General features: G+C 70.4%; 13 protein-coding genes. 7 read left to right on the plus strand and 6 right to left on the minus strand.

The features are described 5' to 3' along the window. Positions 1 to 124: 124 nt before the first annotated feature. Positions 125 to 895 (minus strand): hypothetical protein, encoded by a 771-nt coding sequence (locus tag KF837_11840; GenBank protein ID MBX3228001.1) that lies wholly within the window; start codon positions 893 to 895, stop codon positions 125 to 127. 2,962 nt (positions 896 to 3,857) lie between these two features. Between KF837_11840 and KF837_11845 the strand changes: the two genes are divergently transcribed. Further along, a complete protein-coding gene (locus KF837_11845; protein ID MBX3228002.1) occupies positions 3,858 to 4,658 on the plus strand; it encodes a dioxygenase in 801 nt (266 codons plus the stop codon). A 75-nt stretch (positions 4,659 to 4,733) separates the two neighbouring features. On the opposite strand, the gene KF837_11850 is transcribed toward KF837_11845, so the two are convergent. Both KF837_11850 and KF837_11855 read right to left on the minus strand, forming a co-directional pair. Next, complete coding sequence (locus tag KF837_11850; protein ID MBX3228003.1) at positions 4,734 to 6,233, minus strand: hypothetical protein; 1,500 nt, start codon at positions 6,231 to 6,233, stop codon at positions 4,734 to 4,736. Positions 6,234 to 6,412: 179 nt separating this feature from the next. Continuing rightward, a complete protein-coding gene (locus KF837_11855) occupies positions 6,413 to 7,693 on the minus strand; it encodes a hypothetical protein (protein ID MBX3228004.1) in 1,281 nt (426 codons plus the stop codon). Positions 7,694 to 7,748: 55 nt separating this feature from the next. On the opposite strand from KF837_11855, the gene KF837_11860 reads away from it, so the two are divergent. Next, positions 7,749 to 8,576 carry a metallophosphoesterase gene (locus tag KF837_11860; protein MBX3228005.1) on the plus strand — a complete coding sequence of 276 codons (828 nt, stop codon included), beginning with the start codon at positions 7,749 to 7,751 and terminating at the stop codon, positions 8,574 to 8,576. 65 nt (positions 8,577 to 8,641) lie between these two features. On the opposite strand, the gene KF837_11865 is transcribed toward KF837_11860, so the two are convergent. Then, entirely contained in the window at positions 8,642 to 10,330 is a 1,689-nt protein-coding gene (locus KF837_11865; protein MBX3228006.1) for a trypsin-like peptidase domain-containing protein, read from the minus strand. Positions 10,331 to 10,600: 270 nt separating this feature from the next. Here KF837_11865 and KF837_11870 point away from each other — a divergent pair, with 270 nt between their 5' ends. Continuing rightward, the gene (locus KF837_11870; GenBank protein ID MBX3228007.1) at positions 10,601 to 13,192 is read left to right on the plus strand and encodes a sodium-translocating pyrophosphatase; all 2,592 of its coding nucleotides are present in this window, start codon (positions 10,601 to 10,603) and stop codon (positions 13,190 to 13,192) included. Positions 13,193 to 13,255: 63 nt separating this feature from the next. Here KF837_11870 and KF837_11875 read toward each other — a convergent pair whose 3' ends face one another. After that, a complete protein-coding gene (locus tag KF837_11875) occupies positions 13,256 to 13,819 on the minus strand; it encodes a hypothetical protein (GenBank protein MBX3228008.1) in 564 nt (187 codons plus the stop codon). A gap of 106 nt (positions 13,820 to 13,925) precedes the next feature. After that, the gene (locus KF837_11880; protein MBX3228009.1) at positions 13,926 to 14,834 is read right to left on the minus strand and encodes a hypothetical protein; all 909 of its coding nucleotides are present in this window, start codon (positions 14,832 to 14,834) and stop codon (positions 13,926 to 13,928) included. Between the two features lie 277 nt (positions 14,835 to 15,111). Between KF837_11880 and KF837_11885 the strand changes: the two genes are divergently transcribed. The 4 genes from KF837_11885 to KF837_11900 all read left to right on the plus strand — a co-directional run bounded on the left by KF837_11885 (position 15,112) and on the right by KF837_11900 (position 21,982). Beyond that, positions 15,112 to 15,798: an ABC transporter ATP-binding protein gene (locus KF837_11885; protein ID MBX3228010.1), complete on the plus strand. Its 687-nt coding sequence runs from the start codon at positions 15,112 to 15,114 to the stop codon at positions 15,796 to 15,798. A gap of 105 nt (positions 15,799 to 15,903) precedes the next feature. Further along, a complete protein-coding gene (locus tag KF837_11890) occupies positions 15,904 to 17,139 on the plus strand; it encodes an HlyD family efflux transporter periplasmic adaptor subunit (protein MBX3228011.1) in 1,236 nt (411 codons plus the stop codon). Then, positions 17,130 to 19,583: an ABC transporter permease gene (locus KF837_11895; protein MBX3228012.1), complete on the plus strand. Its 2,454-nt coding sequence runs from the start codon at positions 17,130 to 17,132 to the stop codon at positions 19,581 to 19,583. The genes KF837_11890 and KF837_11895 overlap by 10 nt, the downstream gene beginning before the upstream one ends. Continuing rightward, positions 19,580 to 21,982 carry an ABC transporter permease gene (locus KF837_11900; GenBank protein MBX3228013.1) on the plus strand — a complete coding sequence of 801 codons (2,403 nt, stop codon included), beginning with the start codon at positions 19,580 to 19,582 and terminating at the stop codon, positions 21,980 to 21,982. The genes KF837_11895 and KF837_11900 overlap by 4 nt, the downstream gene beginning before the upstream one ends. Position 21,983: the final 1 nt, after the last annotated feature.

Here is a 21,983-nt window from a genome sequence, read left to right on the forward strand (position 1 = left end):
GGTGGGCTGCACGACTGGTGCCAATCTCCTACACCGTCCCCAGCGCGGTTTTGCCCCGTCGATTGGGCATCCTGGGCCTCTGCCGATCCAGCGACGCCGTTGTCAGTGCCGCGCGTGATGATGACTACTTCGCGATCGCGGCGACGGCGGCGGCGATGGCGAGGAGCACCGCGAGGACGATCGCGAGGAGCTTGATCGACTGCATCGTCGACGGTCCTGCCTTCGTCGGCGTCTTCGCGTTCGATGACGCGCGGCGGACGGGCTTCGCCTCGTCGTCGTCGCGGTCCGCCGTCTCTGCGGCCTCCTGCTCCTCGATCTCCGCGTCGCGCGCCTTCTTGCGTGCCTCTTTCTTGTCCTTGCCGCGCGTCGAGGTGACCGCGCCGCGCGTCGTAGCCGCGCCGCGCGTCGAGGAGGTCGCGCCGCGTGTCGACGTCGGCGTGACGGATGCGGCCTTCTTCTTCGCCTTGCCCTTCTGCTTCTGCCGCATCGCGGCGGCCTTCGCGCGCTGGCGGGCGCGCTTCGCCTCGAGCTTCTGCTTCTTCCGCTCCTTCCGCGCGGTCGCGCGCTCCTCGCGTGCCTTCTTCGCCGCCGCGAACGCCTCGGGGTCGAGCTTCTCGTCCGGCAGCTCCGGCTCGGGCTCCTCTTCCTCGTCTTCCTCTTCGTCCTCGGGGAAGAGCTGATCGAGCCACCCTTCGTCGAGCTCGTCGACGTTCGGCGTCGACGCGCGCTCCTCGGTCTCCGTATCGGTGTCGCCCTCGGCGCTCTCGTCGCCGTCGGCGTCGGCGGCCGCTTCGGTCGCGGCGGCGACCTTCTTGCTCGACGGCTTCGCCCAGCCGTCCTCGAGCTCTTCGAGGAGATCGCGCGAGCTGTCCTGACGTGAGGGCTGGTCGGGCATGGTTGGGCGCGGAACCTAGTCGAATTGCGACAAAAAGGCGACGAGGACGAACCGGTCACCCGGTCGCCCTCGTCGTCGTTCGCTTTCCGTGGGGGAGCGTCTTAGCGCTCCGCTATCGGTTCCATGACCGATCCCGTTGGACGCTGCGTCCGGTGACCGTCGTCACCGCCGCCATCGCTCGTATTCGTAGTGGGTGCCTTCGCCTAGAACCCCGGCCCTTCGCGAGACCAGAGGACAGGAGGGTCGACGGAGCTATTCGCTGCCGCCAGCTTCGACCGAATCACCGCGCGGCGCACCTCTGAGACCGACGCCTTTTCAGCGCCGAGGATGCGAACTCCCCGTGGACCTTCTCGGACCTTGTGGAGCCTTCACCGAACCGTGTCGATCTCTGACGTTCTCGTCGTCACCCGCAGGCACACCCGAGTCGGATTCCTTTCCGCCCGATGTGCTGGCCTATCGTCAGCGCGGTGACACCCGGTTTCCCGAATGCCGCCGGAGGCTGAGGAGGAGTTGACCTGCTGGTCAGAGGACCCCGCGCCGCCCTGCTGGTTGAGAGCAAGACGGGCAAAAGCCCGAGAACGCCTTCCGTCGTATTGCGACTTCACGAGCCGAGACCCATGAACGGAATGCCGCGGGAACCCTGTTCAGATCCTCTAGGCACTCCCGCACCGTTTCGCCCTTTACCCATCCGCGCCCGTACGTCAGGCGGTGCTACGGATTTCCTTCCGGCTAGCGCCCTCTTTGCCCACCGTCCGACCTTGCGATCGACCGGTGAAGAAGACGCGCGATGCGTCGAACCGACTTCTGCCACCCAAACGAACTACGTGCACCCGCACCTCGCGCGTTCCCGACTCGCTTCGCTGGTTACCCAGCGCGGACGTCCCACGGAGACTAAGGCTCCGTACGACACGATCGGGGGACCGAGTGTTTCACGACACCCGAGACCGCTTCGGCGGATCGTCACTGCGTGCTGACCTCGAGCTCTAATCCCTCGCGGGCTGGAGACACGAGCGTGGGCGTTTTCTTCCCACGACACTCAGGCGACCGAGCCTCTGACACCCCTGTCGCGATCTCTCAGTTACATCCTCAGCGCTTCGTCGAGCTTCCCCGACGTTGCCTGCTTCTTTGTCTTGGCCGCCCGCCCGCGTTTTTACGGGTTAGGACGGATCGGAGGATGTGGAGACCGCCGGAGACCACCGCTGACGCCTGCTCGTGAAAGCCGACGCCCCGTTGTGATCCGGGATGCCTTCCATCGACAGGGACCCTTCGTAGGATCCGGTGGCCATTACAGCCCCGGTCCCGCGACCGACACACCGCCTTTCGGGCGATGGGCCGACCGCCGATGACGCTCTCGCGCCACCTGGGTCTTCGTCCGGACCCCTCCCGTTCACTCGGGAGCCTGGCCGGAACCCCGACGTCGCTTCGCCCGCCGTACCCGCCGATGGTTTCACCCACCGCCGTTCACTTCGAGCTAGGTCCCCGTTCACTCGACCCTGCCGCAGTTTTTGCTGCGCGAATGCCGAGCTTATTCGAGACCAGACGCCGCCTGACGACTTCTGCAACTGCACAACGACGTGCGGGCAACCAAACCTCGACTCTCATGTCCTCGCAGGGACGATGGCCTCGACCACCTTCCTTTTCTGACCCACCACGCCTCTCCCTTGCGAGAGCGGTGATGAGCGGCGAGCCGCACGACGTCCGCTTCGACGACCCCGGTGCTGGTTCCTCCCGCTTGCGCAGGTTTGCCCAGCCGCGATGCCTCCGAGAGCGCCCCGCCACCGCCCGGTTGCCCGAACGATGCATAGCGAGGATCGACGCGTACGGGTCGAAGGACCGAGCGAAGGACGCGTCCCGTAACGCATGCGACGGTGTCCCGTGCCTGCGTCCGGTGCCTACGCTTGAAGTGGCGTAGGCCGACGGCGTTCCCCTCCTCGGCGACCTCCGGACATCCGCTGTCACCGGCGCGCTCGTTGACCGCGGAGGAAGCCGCTGCCACCGATACGAGCCGACCTAGGCCTTCGTTCCGACGACGCCCCGCGAAGAGCGCCGCCTTCCGGAAAACCGGGATGCCTTCTACCGTCACGACACGCGAAGGAAATTCATCGCGGAGAGATTGCTCCCTCCGGCCTTCGCGCCGGCTCTCCCGCTCACGCCGCCCACACTTTTTCCCCAGGCTGGGGAGAGTGCTTGGAAGGGCATTGCGAGTGTCACGGTACGGTCACCCGCGATCCGTGACGGTCCACCCGCAGGTGGTTCGAGAGTACAGACACCTTTTTCACTCCCCGAGACCGTGCCTGGGACTGACGACCCAAGCACGCCGGGAAGCTCGACCGACTCGGCCGTCGACGGGAGCTGATTGCCCCGCTCGCACCGATGCCGGACGCAGCGCCTAGACGGCTTCTACGACCGAGAGTTCGTGGCCCGATGTGCCGCGAACTTCATGAGCGGTTTATGCCCCACGGCGCCGAGACTCGCAAGACAAAAATTCGCCGCTCAATCACTTTTTTATCCACAAGGTTATCCACACCCCAACACGGAGCCCGGTCACGCCGTACCGTCGTGGTCTCGTAAATTACGGCTGATCTTGCGCGTGGCACCTCGGCCCCGCTCCCGGCTTGTGGAAAACAATGATGTTTGATGCGAGGCATGATGCCGATAAACTCGTTTGTTTGTTGAATTGAATAGGATGTTTGATTTCTCCGGCCGGGCAAGCGCGCGGCCGCCATTTCGCAGCGCGCAGCGGCACCGCTCCGTCACGCGATCGTTTCACGCACCGCCTCACCGCCGACGCGAGCTTGGCGCTCACCAGACTGCGGTCCGAAACCGTCACATCGCCGAGACCCGGAGCTGTCCACAGCCCAACTTCCTCGGCGCGGGTCGTGGAGAACTGTTCCGCTGGTGGAACAATCTGTGTCGGGCGCGCTGCTTGTTCCGGCGTGGAGCGCGTTGCACCTTGAGGGGCATGGCACGGATGCCGACGCTCTTCATTCCGCACGGGGGTGGGCCGTGCTTCTTCATGGACTGGACGATGGGGCCTGCGGATACGTGGGAGCGCATGCGGGGCTGGCTCGAAGGGCTCGCGGCGTCGTTGCCGGAGGAGCCGAAGGCGATCCTCGTCGTCTCCGGGCACTGGGAGAGCGACGTGCCGACGGTGATGACCTCGGCCGCGCCGCCGCTCTACTTCGACTACTACGGTTTCCCCAAGCACACGTACGAGCTCACGTGGCCGGCGCCGGGCTCCCCCGCGCTCGCGGAGCGCGTGCGCGGGTTGTTGCAGGGTGCAGGTATCTCGTCGAAGAGCGACGAGGCGCGCGGGTTCGACCATGGCGTCTTCGTGCCGCTCAAGGTCGCGTTCCCCGACGCGGCGATCCCCACCGTGCAGCTCTCGCTCCAGTCGACGCTCGACCCGGCGCAGCACCTCGCGATCGGGCGCGCGCTCGCGCCGCTGCGCGACGAAGGCGTGCTCATCGTCGGGAGCGGCATGAGCTATCACAACATGCGCGGCTTCATGAGCGGCGGCGGGCGCGCGGCGTCGGAGAAGTTCGACGCTTGGCTCGCCGACGCGGTGGAGCGCGCGCCCGTGGAGCGCGAGGCCGCGCTCGTCGGATGGGCCGCGGCCCCCGCGGCACGCGAGAGCCACCCGCGCGAAGAGCACCTCCTCCCGCTCATGGTCGCCGCCGGCGCCGGCGCCGGCGACCCAGGCAAGCGCATCTTCCGTGACGACGTGATGGGCGTCTTCGTCTCCGCCGTCCAGTTCGGCTGAACACGCCCCCAAACCGCGCAACGCAAGGCGAGCACCGTGCGCGCGCGGGGGTGTCGGGGGCGAAGCCCCTGACCGTCACAGCGTCTTCAAGTATTCGAGGACTGCGTGGCGATCGTCGCGGTCGAGGGACGAGAGGTAGACGTGGCCGGCGGTAGAGAAGCCGGGCGTCGAGGCGTCGATGGCGTATTCGCTGGGGCGGAGCTCGCGCGGCGGGCCGTCGTCGACCTCGTAGCGGACGCCGATGCGGTCGAGGTCGTAGAGGCCCTTCGTGTCGACGATGACCCTGCGGGGTCGCTCCGCCGGCGGCGTCGCGAGCACCTCGAGGCTCGGCCACTGGCCGGCGTGGCCGAAGACGCCGCGCGCCCAGACGTCGAGCAGGATCGGTGGGACGTAGCCGCCCGTGTTCCGCACCGCGGTGTAGCCCTTCGTCGGCGCGAAGTCGTTCGCGGCCTGGACGAACGACGGCGTGACCGCGTCGAGGCGCGCGCGATCGGTGCCGATGACGTCGATCGGGACCACGCGCTCGCGGTAGCTGACGCGCATCTCGTCGCCGTGATCGACGTAGTAGCCGTGGCAGTGCGCGCACGTGTCGTCGAACACCGCCTTGCCGCGCTCGGCGCGCGCGCGGTCGATCGCGCCGGGGAAGGGGAGCTTGCGCGTGTAGCCGCGGAGGTAGAGGTACACGCTCGTCGAGATGTGCGGATGCGAGACGTACCACTCGGGCCGCACGCCGAAGAGGAAGTCCGCCTCGAGCACGAGCGTCTGCGGTGAGCCGAAGCCCGAGCCGTCGTACGAGAGCGTCTCGCGGTACGGGAAGCTCCGCACGTCGGGGACCTTCGCCCAGCCGATCGTCTCCGGCATCGCGATCGGCCGCTTGACCCACGGCTCGAGGCCGAGCGCGAAGCTCTCGATCGTCGCCATCCGGCCGGGGAGGGCCTGCTCGAAGCGCCGCACGCTCGACGCGCGCTTCTTCGCGCCGGACCGGAACGCGGAGACGGTCGCGTCGACGATCGGCTTTCGCATGTTCTCGGGCCACGGCACGCGCCACTCGCGCGCGCGCTTCGTCGCGATCTCGAGGATGCGCTCCTCCGAGAGGCGCGGGCTCGTGCCGATGCGCATGAGCGCGCTCAGGTACGCGTGCGGGCGCACCGACTTGCTGCCGAGGCCCGTCACGACGAGGTCGCCCGACGCGAGGCGGATCCGCTCCGCGTGGCACATCGTGCAGTTGCCGACGACCCATTGCACGCTCGTGTTCGGATCGGTCGTGAGATGAAAGCCGATCGGCGGAGCGCGCGGATCGCCCTTCGCCGCGGGGGCGGGGATCATCCCGAACCGCTCCGCGAACGCCGTCCAGTCCGCGCCGAGGTCGGGGAAGTCCTCCATCAACGCGAGGAAGACCGGGTACGCCATGCCGGCCGCGTACGGATCGCCGCCGCCGGCGCGGAGGAAGTACTCCTCGCCGGCCTGCGCCGAGATCGGACGCTCCCGGTACTCGACCGGGCTCGACATCGTCGGCGCGCACGCGGCGGCGGCGAGCGCGGCGAGGACGGCGATCCGGCGAAGGACGGGCGTCATGGCGGCACGCATGATTCGATCACCTCGGCGGCTCCTCGCCAACCTGAAAGACTCACCCGCTCTCGACCCCGGCCGCCGCCGGTCGCCTCGAGCTCAGCAACGCGTGCCGCTCCGGGATGGAAACCGCCGCGGCCCGAACGAGCGGCTCGTCACGAACCCCGAGTGCCGCTGAGCGCGCGTTACTTCAAGAACGCGATCGCGGCGTCGATCTCCTTGATCCGCTCGTCGCCGCGCGTCACCGCGTCCTTGTACTCGGCCTTGCCCTTCGCGCGATCGAGGAAGGACTCGAAGCTCTTGCGCGCGCGCTCGAGGCTCGCGATGCTCTCGCTCTTCGGCGCGCCGGTCTTGGTGAGGAACTCCTGCCGGAGGATGCCCTCGTTGAAGTAGGCGTCGGGCCGGTTCGGATCGATCTTCTTCGCCGCGTCGAGCTCCCCCTGCACCGCGTCGAGGCGCCGCGCGTAGTCCGGCTCGTTGCCGGTGAGCGGACCGCGCAGCGCGAGCGCGAGGCCGAGGTGCGCGTCGTAGTCGTTCGGGCGCAGCGCCACCGCCGCGCGGTACGCCGCCTCCGCCTGCGCGAAGCCGCGGAAGCCGAGGTTCACCGCCGCGTAGTTCATGTGCGCCTCGAAGAAGCGCGCGTCGAGCTTCCGCGCGGCGCCGAACTCCGCGACCGCGCCGTTCACCTGACCGAGCGCCATGTGCACGAGGCCGGCGGTGTTGTGGATCGGGGCGTAGCTCGGATCGCGCGCGATCGCCTGCGCGCAGACGAGCGCGGCGAGCTCGAGCTCCTGCACGTTCGCCTTCTTGCCTTTGCCGGCGCGCCGCTCGGCGAGCTTCAGGTAGTAGAGCGCGAGCTGGTTCTTCGCCGGCATGTGGGCGTCGTCGATCGCGAGCGCGCGCTGCAGGTTCAGCTTCGCGCAGTCGAGGTCGTCCTTGCAGCCCTCGCCGCCCCGCGGGCCGCCGCGCGCCATCTGCACGGTGGCGAGGTCGACGAGCGCGGGCACGTTCTGGAAGCGCGCGGCGGTGACCGCGTCCGAGAGCGCGGCGATCGCGCGATCGGCGTCGCCGTCGGCCTTGTACTGGTAGAGCGCGAGCTGCGCGCGCGCGTGATGGAGCGACGGATCGATCTTGAGCGCGCTCTCGAGCCGCGCCTTCGCCCTCGGCTCGTCGGCGCAGCGCTGGTAGGCGAGGGCCGCGTTGTAGAGGGCCTGCGCGTTCGTCCCGATCGCCTCGAAGGCGCGCGCGACCTCGGCGCAGACCACCGGCGTCCAGTCGTTCGCGCGGTCGTGCGCGACGAGCTTCTCGACCGCCGCCGCGAGCTTGGCCTCCTCGTCCGGCGTCGGCGCGGGCACGGGCCGCGGCCCCGGCGCGACGGCGGGGGTCGAGCCCGCGTTCGTGTTGGCGCCGCAGGCGGCGGAGAACAGGAGGAGGAGCGCACCGGCGAGCCGGACCGTCTTGGTCATTCCGCTCTGACCCACGACGTCGCGACGGTTTGGGTGAGACGCTACGCTCTTCGGAATGACGGTCCGTCACCGCGTCCTCCCGCGTCGCGGCCGCCTCCTCGTCAGCACCGACGTCCATGGAAACCTCGAGGACATGCGCGCCCTCGATGCGCGGTTCCGCGACGTCAGGCGCGCCGAGCCGGAGACGTATTGGGTCGTCCTCGGTGACGTCGTGCACGCGCCGAACGCCGCCGCGCGGGTGGATCGTCCGGACCTCTACGACCACGACGACGGCTCCGCCGCGATCGTTCGGATGCTCCTCGACCTCCGCGCGGAGGACCCCGAGCACGTGCTCTTCGTCCTCGGCAACCACGATCACGCGCACGTCGGCGGGCCGAAGACCAGGAAGTTCCATCGCGACGAGGCGGCGGCGCTCGAGGCGACCCTCACGCCGGAGGCGATCGCGGAGCTGCGCGCGCTCTTCGAGCCGGCGCTCCTCGCCGTCGCAGCGCCGAACGGCGTCCTCCTCACCCACGGCGCGCCCGACGACGCGCTCGTCTCCCTCGCCGAGCTCGACGGCGTCCCGCTCGACGTGCGGCGCATGACGGAGCGGCAAGCGCGCGTCGTCTTCACGCTGCTCGGCAGCTACGGGCAGCCCGCCGCCACGTGCGCGAAGATGCTCGCGCAGGTCTCGGCTGCGTCGGGCCTCGATCTCCGCGTCGTCGTGCACGGCCACGACAAATCGGAGGACGGCTTCTTCTACGAGGGAGGCAACCAGGTCTGCCCCGTCCTCTTCGGCGCGCCGCGCGCGGAGAAGCGGTTCGTCCTCCTCGATCTCGCCGCGCGCTACGAACGCGCGGAGGACCTCCGCGACGGCCTGGAGATCCTCCGCCTCCACGCGTGAGCCGTCACGGCGCGTTCAGGACGAGGCGAGCTCCGAAGGCCTTCGCGAGCGAAGCCCGCGCGTCCTCATCGCGGCTTCTTCTTCTGGAGCGTGTTCTGCTTCTTCAGGTCCTCGAGCCACTTGTCGATCGAGCTGCCTCTGCCGCTCGGGGAGCGGACCATCGCTTCCATCGGCCACATCGCGATCGGTCGCTCGTTGATCGTGAACACGATGTCGTAGCGGCCCTGCGCGCGGATGAGCGGATCGCCCCCGTCGCCCGCGCACTGCCACGGCTGTGCGGGGCGGAGCTCGGGCCGGAAGCAGCCGACGCCGCGGCCCACGACCGTGCCCTTGTCGTCGAGCACGAACGAGCTGATCGCGGCGTTCGTCCCCGACCAACCGCGCGAGCCGCGCGCGTACCACGTGAACTCGACGCGCCGCGGGTAGCGCCACTCGACCCAGCCCGAGCGGATGCCGGAGAGCGCGAAGGGATCCTCGCGTCCGCCCGACGCGACGATGACGTCGACCTGCGGCTCGGAGAGGTCCTCCGCCTCCGTCGCCTCCGTCGCGAGCGCCTCGTCGTCGCGATCGGGATCTTCGATCCACACGTCGGCGTGGCCCACCGTCTTGTCGCCGAGCTTCGCGTGGACATGGTAGCGCCCGCTGACCTTCGGCTCGAAGCGGAAGTCCGCCGTCGCGAAGACGACGCGCTCGTGCGGCGCGACCCTCACGCGGCGCGCCTGGGTGTCGACGGCCTCCTCGTCGGGCCCCTCGACCTCGAACGTCACCTCGTGCTCGCCGGTGGGGAGGCCGAAGAGCATCGCGACCGCGGGCACGCGCGCGACGTCGTCGGAGCCGACGTGGATCGTGCGCTCGTTGCCCTCGATCGCCGCGGTCGTGAGCGAGGTCGGATCGCGGTGCACGGTCAGGTTCTTCGTGATGAAGAGGCCGGCGCGGATCTCCTTGTCCTTCGCGCGCGCGTACTCCGCGAGGCGCGCCGCGAGGGCCGGCGGCGTGCGCGCGATCGTGGCGCGGATGTCCGACGCCGACGACGCGCTCGAGATGGTGGACGACTGGAGGCCGCCCGCGTAGAGGATCGCGTGGTTCACGCCGACGACGACGGGGCGCCCCGTCTCGCGGTCGATCGTGACGACAGGGCCGCCCGAGAACCCGGGGTACACCGGCGCGTCGAAGAGGAGGAGCTTCGCGCCGAGGAGATCGACGACGCCGGAGGTGATCCCCTCCGACACGCCCCACGCGAGCGCCCACAGCCCGGCGCCGGTGTGACCGAGCGCCCAGACGCGATGCCCCGGCGCGGGGTTCGTCGTCGCGAGGGCGAGGGGAGGGACGCCGGTGAGCGGCACCCTCGGACGCAGCAGCGCGACGTCGCGGACCTCGTCGATGTGCACGAGCTCCGCCGGCACCGTCTGCCCCGCCTTCGTGGTGAGCATCAGCTCGTCGGGGGAGCGGATGACGTGCGCGGCGGTGAGCACGAGGCCGCCGTCGACCACGAAGCCGGTGCCGTGCGGCATCGGCTCCTTCCGGAGCGAGACGTCGACGACGGTCTTCGGCACGCGCTCCTGCTGGCCGAGGTCGCGCATCGCCAGGCGCACCTCCACCTCTCGTTGCGCGCGATCGTCGTTCAAGATCGCGACGACCGACGGCGATACCGTGTCGAAGACCATCTGCGTGGCCTCGCCCTTCATCGCGGGCGTCTTCGCCTCGCTGCAGGCGAGGATCGACGCGAGCGAGAGGACGAGGACCGGCCGCAGCATCGACCTGTGTTAGCGCGAGCGCCGCAAGCCCACAAGAAGACGAGCGAATTCGACGGCACTCAACCGTCACGATTGTTCGTTGTCGCGCCGCGCCACGCCATGTTATGAGGCGCGCACCTTCGACCGGCAGTGTGGTCGAAGGCGAGGCGTGCTGAAGCGCCACTCGCTGAAAACAGCGGTCGGCGGCCAACCCCTCGAGTCGTTGGGCTCGATCGGGACAAGAGACAGGATCCCGAAGCCCACCCCACTCGGAGAGGACTCGGTCGAATGATGTCTCGTAAGGTCGTGACGAACTGGCTCCTGAAGCTCAGTGCGTTGCTGTTCACCCTCGTTTATGCGTTCCCCGCGCTCGCTCAGGCCGTCGAAAGTGGCGGTCATGGCGACGCACCGGCAGCCCCGGCCGTCCACCACGGCGGCGAGGCCAGCCTCGTCGTCCCGAACCTCGGCGACGTCCAGGTCGCGCGGTTCATGGGCGACATGTCCGGCTCGAGCCTCCTCATGGGCGGTCTCGTGGTCGCCGCCCTCGGCATGGTGTTCGCGCTCGTCATCTACGGGCAGCTGAAGAACCTGCCGGTCCACAAGTCGATGCTCGAGATCAGCGAGCTGATCTACGAGACGTGCAAGACGTACCTCGTCACCCAGATCAAGTTCATCTTGATCCTCGAGGCGTTCATCGGCGCGATCATCGTCTACTACTTCGGCATCGCGCAGAAGTACTTCGCCGAAGGCAAGGCGGCGCAGGTCATCATCATCCTCGCGTTCAGCCTCGTCGGCATCGCGGGCTCCTGCGCGGTCGCCTGGTTCGGCATCCGCGTGAACACGTTCGCGAACTCGCGCACGGCGTTCGCCGCGCTGAAGGGCAAGCCGTTCCCGGCCTACGCGATCCCGCTGAAGGCCGGCATGTCGATCGGCATGCTCCTCATCTCGGTCGAGCTCGTCCTGATGCTCGCCATCCTCCTCTTCATCCCCGGCCAGTACGCCGGCCCCTGCTTCATCGGGTTCGCGATCGGCGAGTCGCTCGGCGCCTCCGCCCTCCGCATCGCCGGCGGCATCTTCACGAAGATCGCCGACATCGGCTCGGACCTCATGAAGATCGCCTTCAAGATCAAGGAAGACGACGCGCGTAACCCGGGCGTCATCGCCGACTGCACCGGCGACAACGCCGGCGACTCGGTCGGTCCGTCCGCCGACGGCTTCGAGACCTACGGCGTCACCGGCGTCGCGCTCATCTCGTTCATCCTCCTCGCGGTCCACAACCCGACCGTCCAGGTCCAGCTCCTCGTCTGGATCTTCGTCATGCGCATCGTCATGGTGATCGCGAGCGTCGGCTCGTACTTCATCAACGACGTCATGGCGAAGGGCAAGTACGCGGACGCCGACAAGATGAACTTCGAGGCCCCGCTCACGACGCTCGTCATCCTGACGTCGGTCGTCTCGGTCATCCTCACGTTCGTCGTCTCGAAGTACCTCATCCCCGGCATGTCGCCCGAGGAGGTGAACGCCGCGCGTCAGGCCGGTCAGGCGATCGGCATCGTCGACCAGTCGCTCTGGTGGAAGCTCTCGATCATCATCACCTGCGGCACCGCCGCCGGCGCGATCATCCCCGAGCTGATCAAGGTCTTCACCTCGACCGAGTCGGGCCACGTGAAGGAGGTCGTCACCTCCTCGCGCGAGGGCGGCGCTTCGCTCAACATCCTCTCCGGTCTCACCGCGGGTAACTTCTCGGCGTACTGGATGGGCATCGTCCTCATCTTCCTCATGGGCACCGCGTACATGGTGTCGAAGGAGGGCGTCGGCTCGATCATGATGATCGGCACCTTCGACCCGTCCGCCGTCTTCGCCTTCGGCCTCGTCGCCTTCGGCTTCCTCGGCATGGGTCCGGTCACGATCGCGGTCGACTCGTACGGTCCGGTCACGGACAACGCGCAGTCGGTCTACGAGCTCTCGCTCATCGAGAACGTCCCGGACGTGAAGGACGTGCTCAAGAAGGACTTCGGCTTCGACGTCCAGTTCGAGAAGGCCAAGCACGCGCTCGAGGAGAACGACGGCGCGGGCAACACATTCAAGGCGACCGCGAAGCCGGTGCTCATCGGCACCGCCGTCGTCGGCGCGACGACGATGATCTTCGCCATCATCGTCACCCTCACGAACGGCTTCGCGGAGAACACGGACAAGATCTCGCTCCTGTATCCGCCGTTCCTCCTCGGCCTCATCGCCGGCGGCGCGGTCATCTACTGGTTCACCGGCGCGTCGACGCAGGCGGTCACCACCGGCGCGTACCGCGCGGTCGAGTTCATCAAGGCGAACATCAAGCTCGAGGGCGTCGAGAAGGCGTCGGCCGAGGACTCGAAGAAGGTCGTCGAGATCTGCACGATTTACGCGCAGAAGGGGATGTTCAACATCTTCCTCGTCATCTTCTTCAGCACGCTCGCCTTCGCGTTCTACGACTCGTTCTTCTTCATCGGCTACCTGATCGCGATCGCGCTCTTCGGCCTCTTCCAGGCGCTCTTCATGGCGAACGCCGGCGGCGCCTGGGACAACGCGAAGAAGATCGTCGAGGTCGAGCTGAAGATGAAGGGCACGCCCCTCCACGACGCGTCCGTCGTCGGCGACACGGTCGGCGATCCATTCAAGGACACGTCGAGCGTCGCGCTCAACCCGGTCATCAAGTTCACGACCCTCTTCGGCCTCCTCGCCGTCGAGCTCGCGGAGCAGATGAAGCACGGCGACAAGACGCTCCCGACCATCCTCGCGGCCGCGTTCTTCGGCGCGTCGGTCGTGTTCGTCTACCGCAGCTTCTACGGCATGCGCATCAACGCGGCCGAGAGCGCGGAGGCCCCCGCGAAGAAGGCGGAAGCCTGATCCGAACGGCGCTCTGACCAGCGCTTCACCGAAGGCCGGCCCTCGCGAGAGGCGCCGGCCTTCTTATTGGCAGGCCGTGGCGGGGAACTCGAACGTCGTGGTTCCTCCGACGAGATCCGGATCGACCGCGACGAGGGTGAGCCCGCGCGTCGCGGGGTTGAGCCGCACGACGGAGAACCCGTTGTTCGAGGCGCCGTAGCCGTCGAGCTCGACGATCACGGGGACCGTCGCGACGTTCGGATCGGAGGCGGGGTAGAACCTCGTCCCCGCTCCGAAGAGGGGGCTCTCCGTGCCGCGGATCATGGCCGTGGCGTAGGCGTCGCCGCTCGCGAGCTGCACCGCTTGGAACGACACCTCCGCCATGCCGCTCAGGAACTGCGCTCGGCAAAGGATGGTCCCCGTGATCCCCGCCGCGGCCGCGTCTCCGTCGGCCCCCTTCGGACCGACGTCTCCCTTCTCGCCGTCAGCGCCGGGTTGACCGTCTTTCCCGTTGGCCCCCGGCGCGCCGCTCTCGCCCGGTGCGCCGGGCGGCCCGGCGGGCCCGGGGGCGCCGTCGGCGCCCGTGCACGCCGCGACGACGCAGGCGGATGCGAGGAGAAGGACCGACCATGTTCGTTCGAGCTGCATCTTCGTGGCTCCTTTCGACGTCCGCGACCAACGTCGGAAAGGAGCCTATTCGTGCGAGCCGCACGGCTTCGATGGTCATTTCTTTGGCGAGCGTCGACCCGAGCGTTCATCCGGAGCGCGCGAAGGTCGGGAGGTAGGGGCCGCCGACGCGCGCGAGGATCGCGTCGAGGGCGGCGGCGAGCTTGGCGTAGGCCGGGAGCGACGGCAGCGCGCTGTCGCCGATCCACGCGAAGCGCGCGACGGCGCCGGGGGCGGCGACGTCGATGCGCCGGGCGCGCTCTCCCGGCGCGCGCGGCGGCGGCGTCAGGTCGGCGATCCCCGCCGCTCGCGCGAGCGCGCGGAGCTCGTCGAGCGTCTCCTCGGCGACGGTCCCGACCTCGGTGTAGTCGCGCGCGTTGGCCATGAACCAGACCTTGCACGCGAGGTCCGGCCCGATGACGAGCTCCGCGCTTCCGTCCGGATCGGGCGACACCTCGATCGTGTAGACGATGCGCGTGTCCTCGGGGACGACGCGCCGGCGGACCCACTGGCGGAAGCGGCGCCACTCCGAGTGCTCCATCGGATGGCTCACGCAGCTCTCCGCGCGATCGATCCACGCGTCCGCTTCGCGCGGGGAGGGGAGGCGGACGCCGGCCTCGAGGAGCACCTCGAGCGCGGTGAGGTTGGGGCAGCCGTAGCCGAGGCCGGCGGCGAGCCCGCCGGATTGATGCGCGAGCGCGGTCTCGCCCTTCGGGTCTTCCGCGCGGACGTCGGCGCCGGCCGCGAGGAGGCGGCGGTTGCCGTCGGCGTCGTGCGTCCACATGAGCGGGGTCCGGCCCTTGGCGTCGCGCGCGTTCGGATCGAGGCCGAGGTCGAGGAGGGCCTGCACCGTCGCGCCCGAGCGCGCTTCGTGGAGGAGCGTCTGGCCCTCGCGGCCGCGGAGCGAGCGGAGGGTGGGCGCCCAGGCCGGCTCGATGCGGAGCCTGCCCGTGCGGGTTTGCGAGAAGAGCTCGTCGTCGGAAGGCGGCGGTCGCATCGCCGCCAGGTAAGCCTTGTCACCGCGGGAACGCGAGCGCGAAGACCGAGAAGTAGAGGCCGGCGGTCGCGGCGAGGCTGACGAGGAAGAAGCTGCTGGTGCGGGCGAAGGAGAGCGTGTTCGTCATGATGACGACCCCATGAGCGAAGGCCGTGCCGGAGCTAACTCCGCGGATTCTCGAGGCTCGCTTGCGTGCTCGTCCCGGAAATGGGATTGCGTCGTCCCGGAATCGGGCCGGGCACGGGCGCGGCATCGTTTTCGCTCCGGCGCGCGATCGATGACGAACAGCGATCCTCTCATTGTCCTCGACGGCGTCGCCAAGGTCTTCCTGACCGACGAGATCGAGACGCACGCGCTCGACAACGTCCACCTCGAGATCGCGCGCGGCGAGTACCTCGCGATCGAAGGTCCGTCCGGCTCCGGCAAGACGACGCTCCTCTCGATCCTCGGCCTCCTCGACGTCGCCTCGAAGGGCACGTACACGCTCGCGGGCAAGGCCGTCACCGACCTCGACGCGAGGGCGCGCGCGCACCTCCGGAACCGCGAGATCGGGTTCGTCTTCCAGACCTTCAACCTGATCGGCGATCTCACCGTCCGCGAGAACGTCGAGCTGCCGCTGACCTACCGCGACATGCCGGCGAAGGAGCGCGCGCGGCGCGTCGACGAGGCGCTCGAGCGGGTGGGGATGGGCCACCGCAAGTCCCACCTCCCGAGCCAGCTCTCCGGCGGGCAGCAGCAGCGCGTCGCGGTCGCGCGCGCGGTCGCGGGGCAGCCGTCGATCCTCTTCGCCGACGAGCCGACCGGGAGCCTCGACTCGAAGAACGGTGACGCGGTGATGGACCTCCTCGACGGGCTCCACGCGAGCGGCACGACGATCTGCATCGTCACGCACAGCCGCGAGTACGCGGCCCGGGCCAAGCGCGCGGTCCACCTCTTCGACGGTCGCGTCGTCGAGGACCGGTAGTCCCAGGACCGGGATCCGCGCGTCCCGAAATCGGGACGGGCCCGCGGTCACGAGAGGCAAAACACGAGGCTTGGGCTCGGCACGCTCGTCGCTTGTCGCGCGGGCATGGACCTCCCGCGGACGCCTCCGCCGCCCCGCCGCTGGCCGCTCCTCGTGATCGCGCTCGTCCTCTGCCTCGGAGTCGCCGCCGCGGCGTGCGCCCGCCGTCCGTCGCTGGGCGTCGATCGCGCCACCGTCTGGACGGAGCGCGTGCGGCGCGGGACGTTCGTGCGGCAGGTCCCGGTGCAGGGGCGGCTCGTCTCGGAGGACGTGCGCTGGCTCTCGGCCGCTACCGCCGCGCGCGTCGCGCGGATCGAGGCGCGCCCCGGCAGCGAGGTGAACGCCGGCGACGTCGTCGTCGTCCTCGAGAACGCCGACGTCGAGCTCGCCGCGCTCGAGGCGGAGCGCGCCGCGACGAGCGCGGAGGCGCACCTGATCGAGCTCGAGGTCCGATCGCGCGCGGGCGCGACCGAGCTCGCGGGGAACCTCGCCCTCCTTCGCGCCGAGGTCCGCGCCGCCGCGCGCCGCGCCGACGACGCGACGCGCCTCGCGGCGGCGGGGCTCGCGGCCGAGAACGAGCGGCGCGATCTCACCGAGCGCGTCGCGCCGCTCGGCGAGCGCGTCGCGACGGAGGAAGCGCGGCACGCGATCCTCGTCGCCGGCGGCGCGCGCGAGCTCGCGGCCCATCGCGCCGACGTCGCGCGCCTCCGCGACATCGCGGCGTTCCGGCGGCGGCAGGTCGAGGGCCTCGTCGTGCGCGCGACCACGCGCGGCGTCGTGCAGGAGCTCCCGCTCGAGACGGGGCAGTGGGCGGCCGTCGGCGCCGTGCTCGCGCGGATCGCGGAGCCCGGCGCGCTGAAGGCCGAGCTGAAGGTCGCGGAGGGATGGGCGCGCGACGTCACGTCCGGGCTCGAGGTGACGTTCGCGCCGATCGCGGGCGCCGAGGCCCGCGCGCGCCTCACCCGCGTCGAGCCGGCCGTGCTCGGCGGCGCGGTGCGGCTCGAGGCGCGCTTCACGTCGCCGCCCTCCGCCGGCGCGCGCCCGGACCAGACCGTGACGGGGTGGATCGAGATCGAGCGCACCGACGACGCGCTCTCCGTCGCGCGTCCCGCCGGCGTGCTCGAAGGCGCGCCGGCGCGCGTCTACCGCGTGACGCCGGAGGGCGCGGCCCTCGTCGACGTCCTGTTCGGCCGCGGCTCGGCGCGCGAGATCCAGGTCCTCGGCGGCCTCGCGGCTGGTGACGAAATCGTGGTGTCCGCCACGTCGCAGTGGGAAGGTGCGGCCGGCGTCCGATGGCGATGATGCTCCGCGCGATCCTGCTCGATGCTCGCTTCGCGGCGCGCATGTTCCGCCGGAGCCGCGCGCTCACGGCGACGGTCTTGTTCGTGCTCGTCGTCGGCATCGGCGGCGTCGCGGCGGCGTTCAGCTTCCTCGCCGGCTTCGTGCTGCGGCCGCTCCCGTTCCCGCGCCCGTCGGAGCTGACGATGATGTGGCAGACGCAGCCGTTCATGCGGCGCGGGCCGCTCGGGATCGCGGACTTCGAGGACTGGCGCGAAGAGTCTAAACCATCGTTTACATCTATATCGGCCATGTCGGGAGAGCGCGTCAGCCTCGTCACCGACGACGGTGCGCCGGAGCCGAGGCTCGCCGCGGTCGTGAGCGGCGAGTACTTCGAGACGCTCGAGGTGAGGCCGCTCGCCGGACGCCTCTTCGCGCGCGACGACGAGCGCGTCGGCGGCGCGCGCGTCGCCGTCATCGGCGCCGACCTCTGGCGCGAGAAGTTCGGGGCGGACCCGCACGTCGCGGGACGCACGATGCGGATCGACGCCGAGCGATGGACGATCCTCGGCGTCGCGCCGGAGCTGTTCCGCGGCGGCAGCCGTGACGGAAACAGCTTCGATCTCTGGCTCCCGCTCGCGGTGCGGCGCGCGACCTACGCCGAAGAGCGCGATCGTTCGTCGTCGTCGCGCGGTCGCTACCTCCACGTCATCGGTCGCCGCCGGCCGGGCGTGACGATCGCGCAGGCCGAGCGGCAGATGAGCGAGGTCGCGCGGCGGCTCGCGGAGGCGCACCCCACCCAGAACGCGCAGCTCGGCGTCTTCTTCGAAGACCTGCAGGAGGCCCTCGCGGGCAGCACGCGCGCGAGCGTGTGGCTCGTCTTCGCCGCCTGCGCCTTCGTGTACCTCATCGCCTGCGCGAACATCGCGAACCTCCTCCTCGCCCACGCGTCGACGCGGCGCACGGAGATGGCGCTGCGGAGCGCGCTCGGCGCGAGCCGCCGCCGGCTCGTGCTCCAGGTCCTCGTCGAGACGACCGTCGTCTTCACCGCCGGCGCGCTCGGCGGGACGATCCTCGCGTACGCGCTCGTCGGCGTCGTCGATCGCGCGCTCGAGGGCGTGGTCGGCTTCCTGCGGTTCGGCGTCGACGGGCTCGTCCTCGCGTTCACGATCGCGCTCGCGGCCGCGACCGCCATCGTCGTCGGCCTCGTCCCCGCGCTGTCGGTCTCGCGCGTCGCTCCGCAGATCGCGCTGAAGGAGAGCGAGGCGCGCGCGCCGCTCGGCCGCGCGCAGCGAACGCTGCGGAACGGCTTCGTCGTCACCCAGGTCGCGCTCGCGTTCGCGCTCCTCGCCGGGACCGGCATCGCGCTCCGCAGCTATCGGGCGCTCGCCGCGACGTCGCCCGGCTTCGACGGCGATCACGTCGTGACCGCGCAGACGACGCTCCCGGCCGCGCGTTACCCGCGCGGACCGGCCTTCGAGCGGTTCTACACCTCCGTCGTCGAGAAGCTCGCCGCGACCCCCGGCATCGAGGCCGCGGCGGCGACGAGCTCGGTCCCGTGCCACGACGACGCGAGCAACTCCACCTTCGACATCGAAGGACGACCGCCGTTCCCGCCGACCGAGGGGCCGCTCGTGTTCAGCCAGTCGGCGACGCCGCAGCTCTTCACCGTGCTCCGCATTCCGCTCCTCCGCGGCCGCCTCTTCGACGAGGACGACTTCGCGGCTCGGCGCTCGGTCGTGGTCGTGAACAAGGCGTTCGCGACGCGCTTCTTTCCGCAGGACGACGCGGTCGGTCATCGCATCACCCTCGACACGGAGGGGCAGGCGCAGAAGCACTGGTGGGAGGTCGTCGGGGTGGTGGGGGACGTGCGCCAGATCGGCCTCGGCCGCGATCTCGTCGAGGCGATCTACTTCCCGTCGTCGGTGCTGCCGCTCGACACGATGTCGGTCGTCGCGCGGAGCTCCGACGAGCGGGCGGCGTTCGCGGCGATCGACGCGGCGTTCCGCGCGGTCGATCCGGAGCTGGCGATCACGAACCGGCGATCGATGCGCGACGTCGTGTCTCGTTCGATCGGCCCGGAGCGCTCGTTCCTGAAGCTCGTGCTCGCCGCCGGCGTCCTCGCGCTCGTGCTCGCGACGCTCGGCGTGCTCGCGGTGGTGGGGTACACGACCGCGCAGCGGACGCGCGAGATCGCGGTCCGGATGGCGCTCGGAGCGACGCCGGCCCGCGTCGTGCTCCTCGTCCTTCGCGACGCGCTGCGCCTCGTCGCGATCGGGCTCGTGTTCGGCCTCGGCGGCGCGTTCGTCCTCGCGCGGCTGGTCGCGGAGCGGGTCGCGGTCAAGGTCCCGCTCGACGCGATGACGCTCGCCGCGATCGCGTTCATCCTCTTCGCCGCCGGCGCGCTCGCGGCGCTCGTCCCCGCGCTGCGCGCCGCGCGGATCGATCCCGTGGTGGCGCTCAAATGACGAGCCGGCTCGTCTTCGATCTGCGCTCCGCGCTCCGGATGATGCGGCGCGCGCCCGGCTTCGTCGCGGTCGTCTTCGCGATCCTCACCGCCGGGATCGGCGTGACGACCGCGATGTTCAGCATCGTCTCCGCGCTCTTCCTCCGCCCGCTCCCGTTCTCGCACGCGGAGGAGCTCATGACGATCCGCTCGCTGCCGCCGTCGCGTACGGCGCCGGGGCCGATGGCGCTCGCCGACGCGCTCGATCTACGCGCGCGCTCGTCGAGCCTCGAGGCGCTGGCCGCGATGTGGCCGATCGACTTCAGCGTGCGGTTCGACGCCGGCCCGCCGGAGGTCGTCCAGGCGGCGTGCGTCACCGGCGACTTCTTTCGCGTCATGGAGACGACGCCGCTCCACGGCCGGCTCCTCGAGCCGGAGGACGATCGCGCCGGCGGATCGAAGGTCCTCGTCCTCAGCGCGGAGCTCTGGCGCCGGCGCCTCGGCTCGGACCCCGCCGTGATCGGCCGCTCGCTCTCGATCGACGGCGACACGTACGTCGTGGTCGGCGTCGCGGCGGAGGGGTTCGGCTTCTGCGGATCGAGCAACGACACCTGCGCGTTCTGGACGCCGCTCGCGCCGGCGCGCGCGGACTTCCCGTCCTTCTCCAACGAGCGGGGATCGCGCTCCTTCGAGGTCGTCGCGCGGCGGAAGGAGGGCGTGGCGCTCGCGCAGGCGCGCGTCGATCTCGAAGCGAACATGGCGCGCCTCGCCGAGGAGCACCCGGATACGAACGAAGGCTGGCGCGTGCAGGTCATGGATCTGCGGGAGGTGCTCTTCGGCAGCTCGCGGCGCGAGATCTACCTCCTCTTCGCGGCGGTGGGGCTCGTCTTCGCGGTCGTGTGCGCCAACGTCGCCGGTCTCTTCCTCGCGCGCGCGATGGACCGGCGCACCGAGATCGTCACCCGCGTCGCGCTCGGAGCGACGCGCGGTCGGCTCGTCACGCAGCTCGTCACGGAGACGGTGGTGGTCTTCTTCGTCGCGGGATGCGGCGGCGCGGTCCTCGCGCGCGCGATCGTGGGATGGTTCGTGGACCACCTCGTTCGGAGCGCCGCGGTGGCCAACGTCCCGGTGGAGGTCGACGTGCGCGCCCTCGCCTTCTCGCTCGCGATCGCCGTCGCGGCGGGGACGCTCGCCGGGCTCGTCCCGGCGCTCGAGGCCGCGCGCGTCGCGCCGCAGAGCGTGCTCATGACGACGCGAGCCACGCCGAGCGGCGCGCAGCGCTGGCTGCGGAGCGCGCTCGTGGTCGTGCAGATCGCGTTCGCGTTCGCGCTGCTCGTGGAGGCGGGGCGCGTGACCCGCGACTTCGCGCGGACCGCGGCGCGCGATCCGGGCTTCGATCCGAGCCAGCTCGCGTCGGGCTATCTCGTCCTCCCGGTCCCACGCTACGCCGATCCTTCGATGCAGCGCACGTTCGTGCGTGAGCTCGTCGCGCGCGTCGGCGCGCGGCCAGGCGTCGAGTCGGTCGCGCTCTCGAGCAGCCTGCCGATGTCGGGCATGCAATGGAACGGCGGCTTTCGGATCGAAGGACGCCCGCCGCCGCAGCGGGTCGGTCCGGCCCTCGAGCGAGCGATCGTGACGGCGGGCTTCTTCGAGACGATGCGGATCCCGATCCTGCGCGGCCGAGGCTTCACCGCCGCCGACACGCGGGACGCGCCCGCGGTGATGGTCATCAGTCAGCGCGCCGCGGAGCAGTTCTTCCCCGGCGAGGACCCGATCGGGCTCCGCGTCGACTGGGGCGATCACGACGACGACGTGCACGAGTGGCGCGAGATCGTCGGCGTCGCGGGCGACGTTCGCCGGCGCGGCCTCGAGCTGGACGCGCCGCCGGAGAGCTACGCCGTCGCCGAGCAGCACACGACGCGCTGGATCGCGATCCTCGCGCGCACGACGCGCGGGCCGGAGCTCCTTGCCGAGCTCCCCGCCATCGTCGCGGAGATCGATCCCACGATCGGCGTCGACGATCGGGTCATGCTCGCCGACGCCGTCGCCGGCACGATCGGTCCTGCGCGGTACACCGCGGTGCTCCTCGGCGCCTTCGCGGTGGCGGCGCTCGTGCTCGCGACGGTCGGTCTCTTCGGGCTCGTGTCGTACGCGATGAGCCAGCGCACGCGCGAGCTCGGGATCCGCCTCGCGCTCGGCGCGACGCCGGGCGACCTCGTGCGCCTCGTCCTCCGCGACGGCGCCGCGCTGCTCGCGCCGGGCCTCGCGCTCGGCGTCGCGGTCTCGCTCGTGCGTCCGCTCGATCCCGCCGTCGCGATCGTCGTGTTCTTCGCCCTCGCGCTCGCGGGCCTCGGCGCGACGCTCGTGCCGGCGCTGCGGGCGGCGCGAATGAGCCCCGCCGCGGCGCTGAAAACCGAGTAGC

The organism is Labilithrix sp. (assembly GCA_019637155.1).
Lineage (GTDB): Bacteria > Myxococcota_A > Polyangia > Polyangiales > Polyangiaceae > Labilithrix.

Coding starts and splice junctions, on each gene's coding strand:
- KF837_11845 (MBX3228002.1), top strand. CDS start 3,858: ATGGCACGGATGCCGACGCTCTTCATTCCGCACGGGGGTGGGCCGTGC.
- KF837_11885 (MBX3228010.1), top strand. CDS start 15,112: ATGACGAACAGCGATCCTCTCATTGTCCTCGACGGCGTCGCCAAGGTC.
- KF837_11840 (MBX3228001.1), bottom strand. CDS start 895: ATGCCCGACCAGCCCTCACGTCAGGACAGCTCGCGCGATCTCCTCGAA.
- KF837_11890 (MBX3228011.1), top strand. CDS start 15,904: ATGGACCTCCCGCGGACGCCTCCGCCGCCCCGCCGCTGGCCGCTCCTC.
- KF837_11850 (MBX3228003.1), bottom strand. CDS start 6,233: ATGACGCCCGTCCTTCGCCGGATCGCCGTCCTCGCCGCGCTCGCCGCC.
- KF837_11860 (MBX3228005.1), top strand. CDS start 7,749: ATGACGGTCCGTCACCGCGTCCTCCCGCGTCGCGGCCGCCTCCTCGTC.
- KF837_11895 (MBX3228012.1), top strand. CDS start 17,130: ATGGCGATGATGCTCCGCGCGATCCTGCTCGATGCTCGCTTCGCGGCG.
- KF837_11855 (MBX3228004.1), bottom strand. CDS start 7,693: ATGACCAAGACGGTCCGGCTCGCCGGTGCGCTCCTCCTCCTGTTCTCC.
- KF837_11880 (MBX3228009.1), bottom strand. CDS start 14,834: ATGCGACCGCCGCCTTCCGACGACGAGCTCTTCTCGCAAACCCGCACG.
- KF837_11870 (MBX3228007.1), top strand. CDS start 10,601: ATGTCTCGTAAGGTCGTGACGAACTGGCTCCTGAAGCTCAGTGCGTTG.
- KF837_11900 (MBX3228013.1), top strand. CDS start 19,580: ATGACGAGCCGGCTCGTCTTCGATCTGCGCTCCGCGCTCCGGATGATG.
- KF837_11865 (MBX3228006.1), bottom strand. CDS start 10,330: ATGCTGCGGCCGGTCCTCGTCCTCTCGCTCGCGTCGATCCTCGCCTGC.
- KF837_11875 (MBX3228008.1), bottom strand. CDS start 13,819: ATGCAGCTCGAACGAACATGGTCGGTCCTTCTCCTCGCATCCGCCTGC.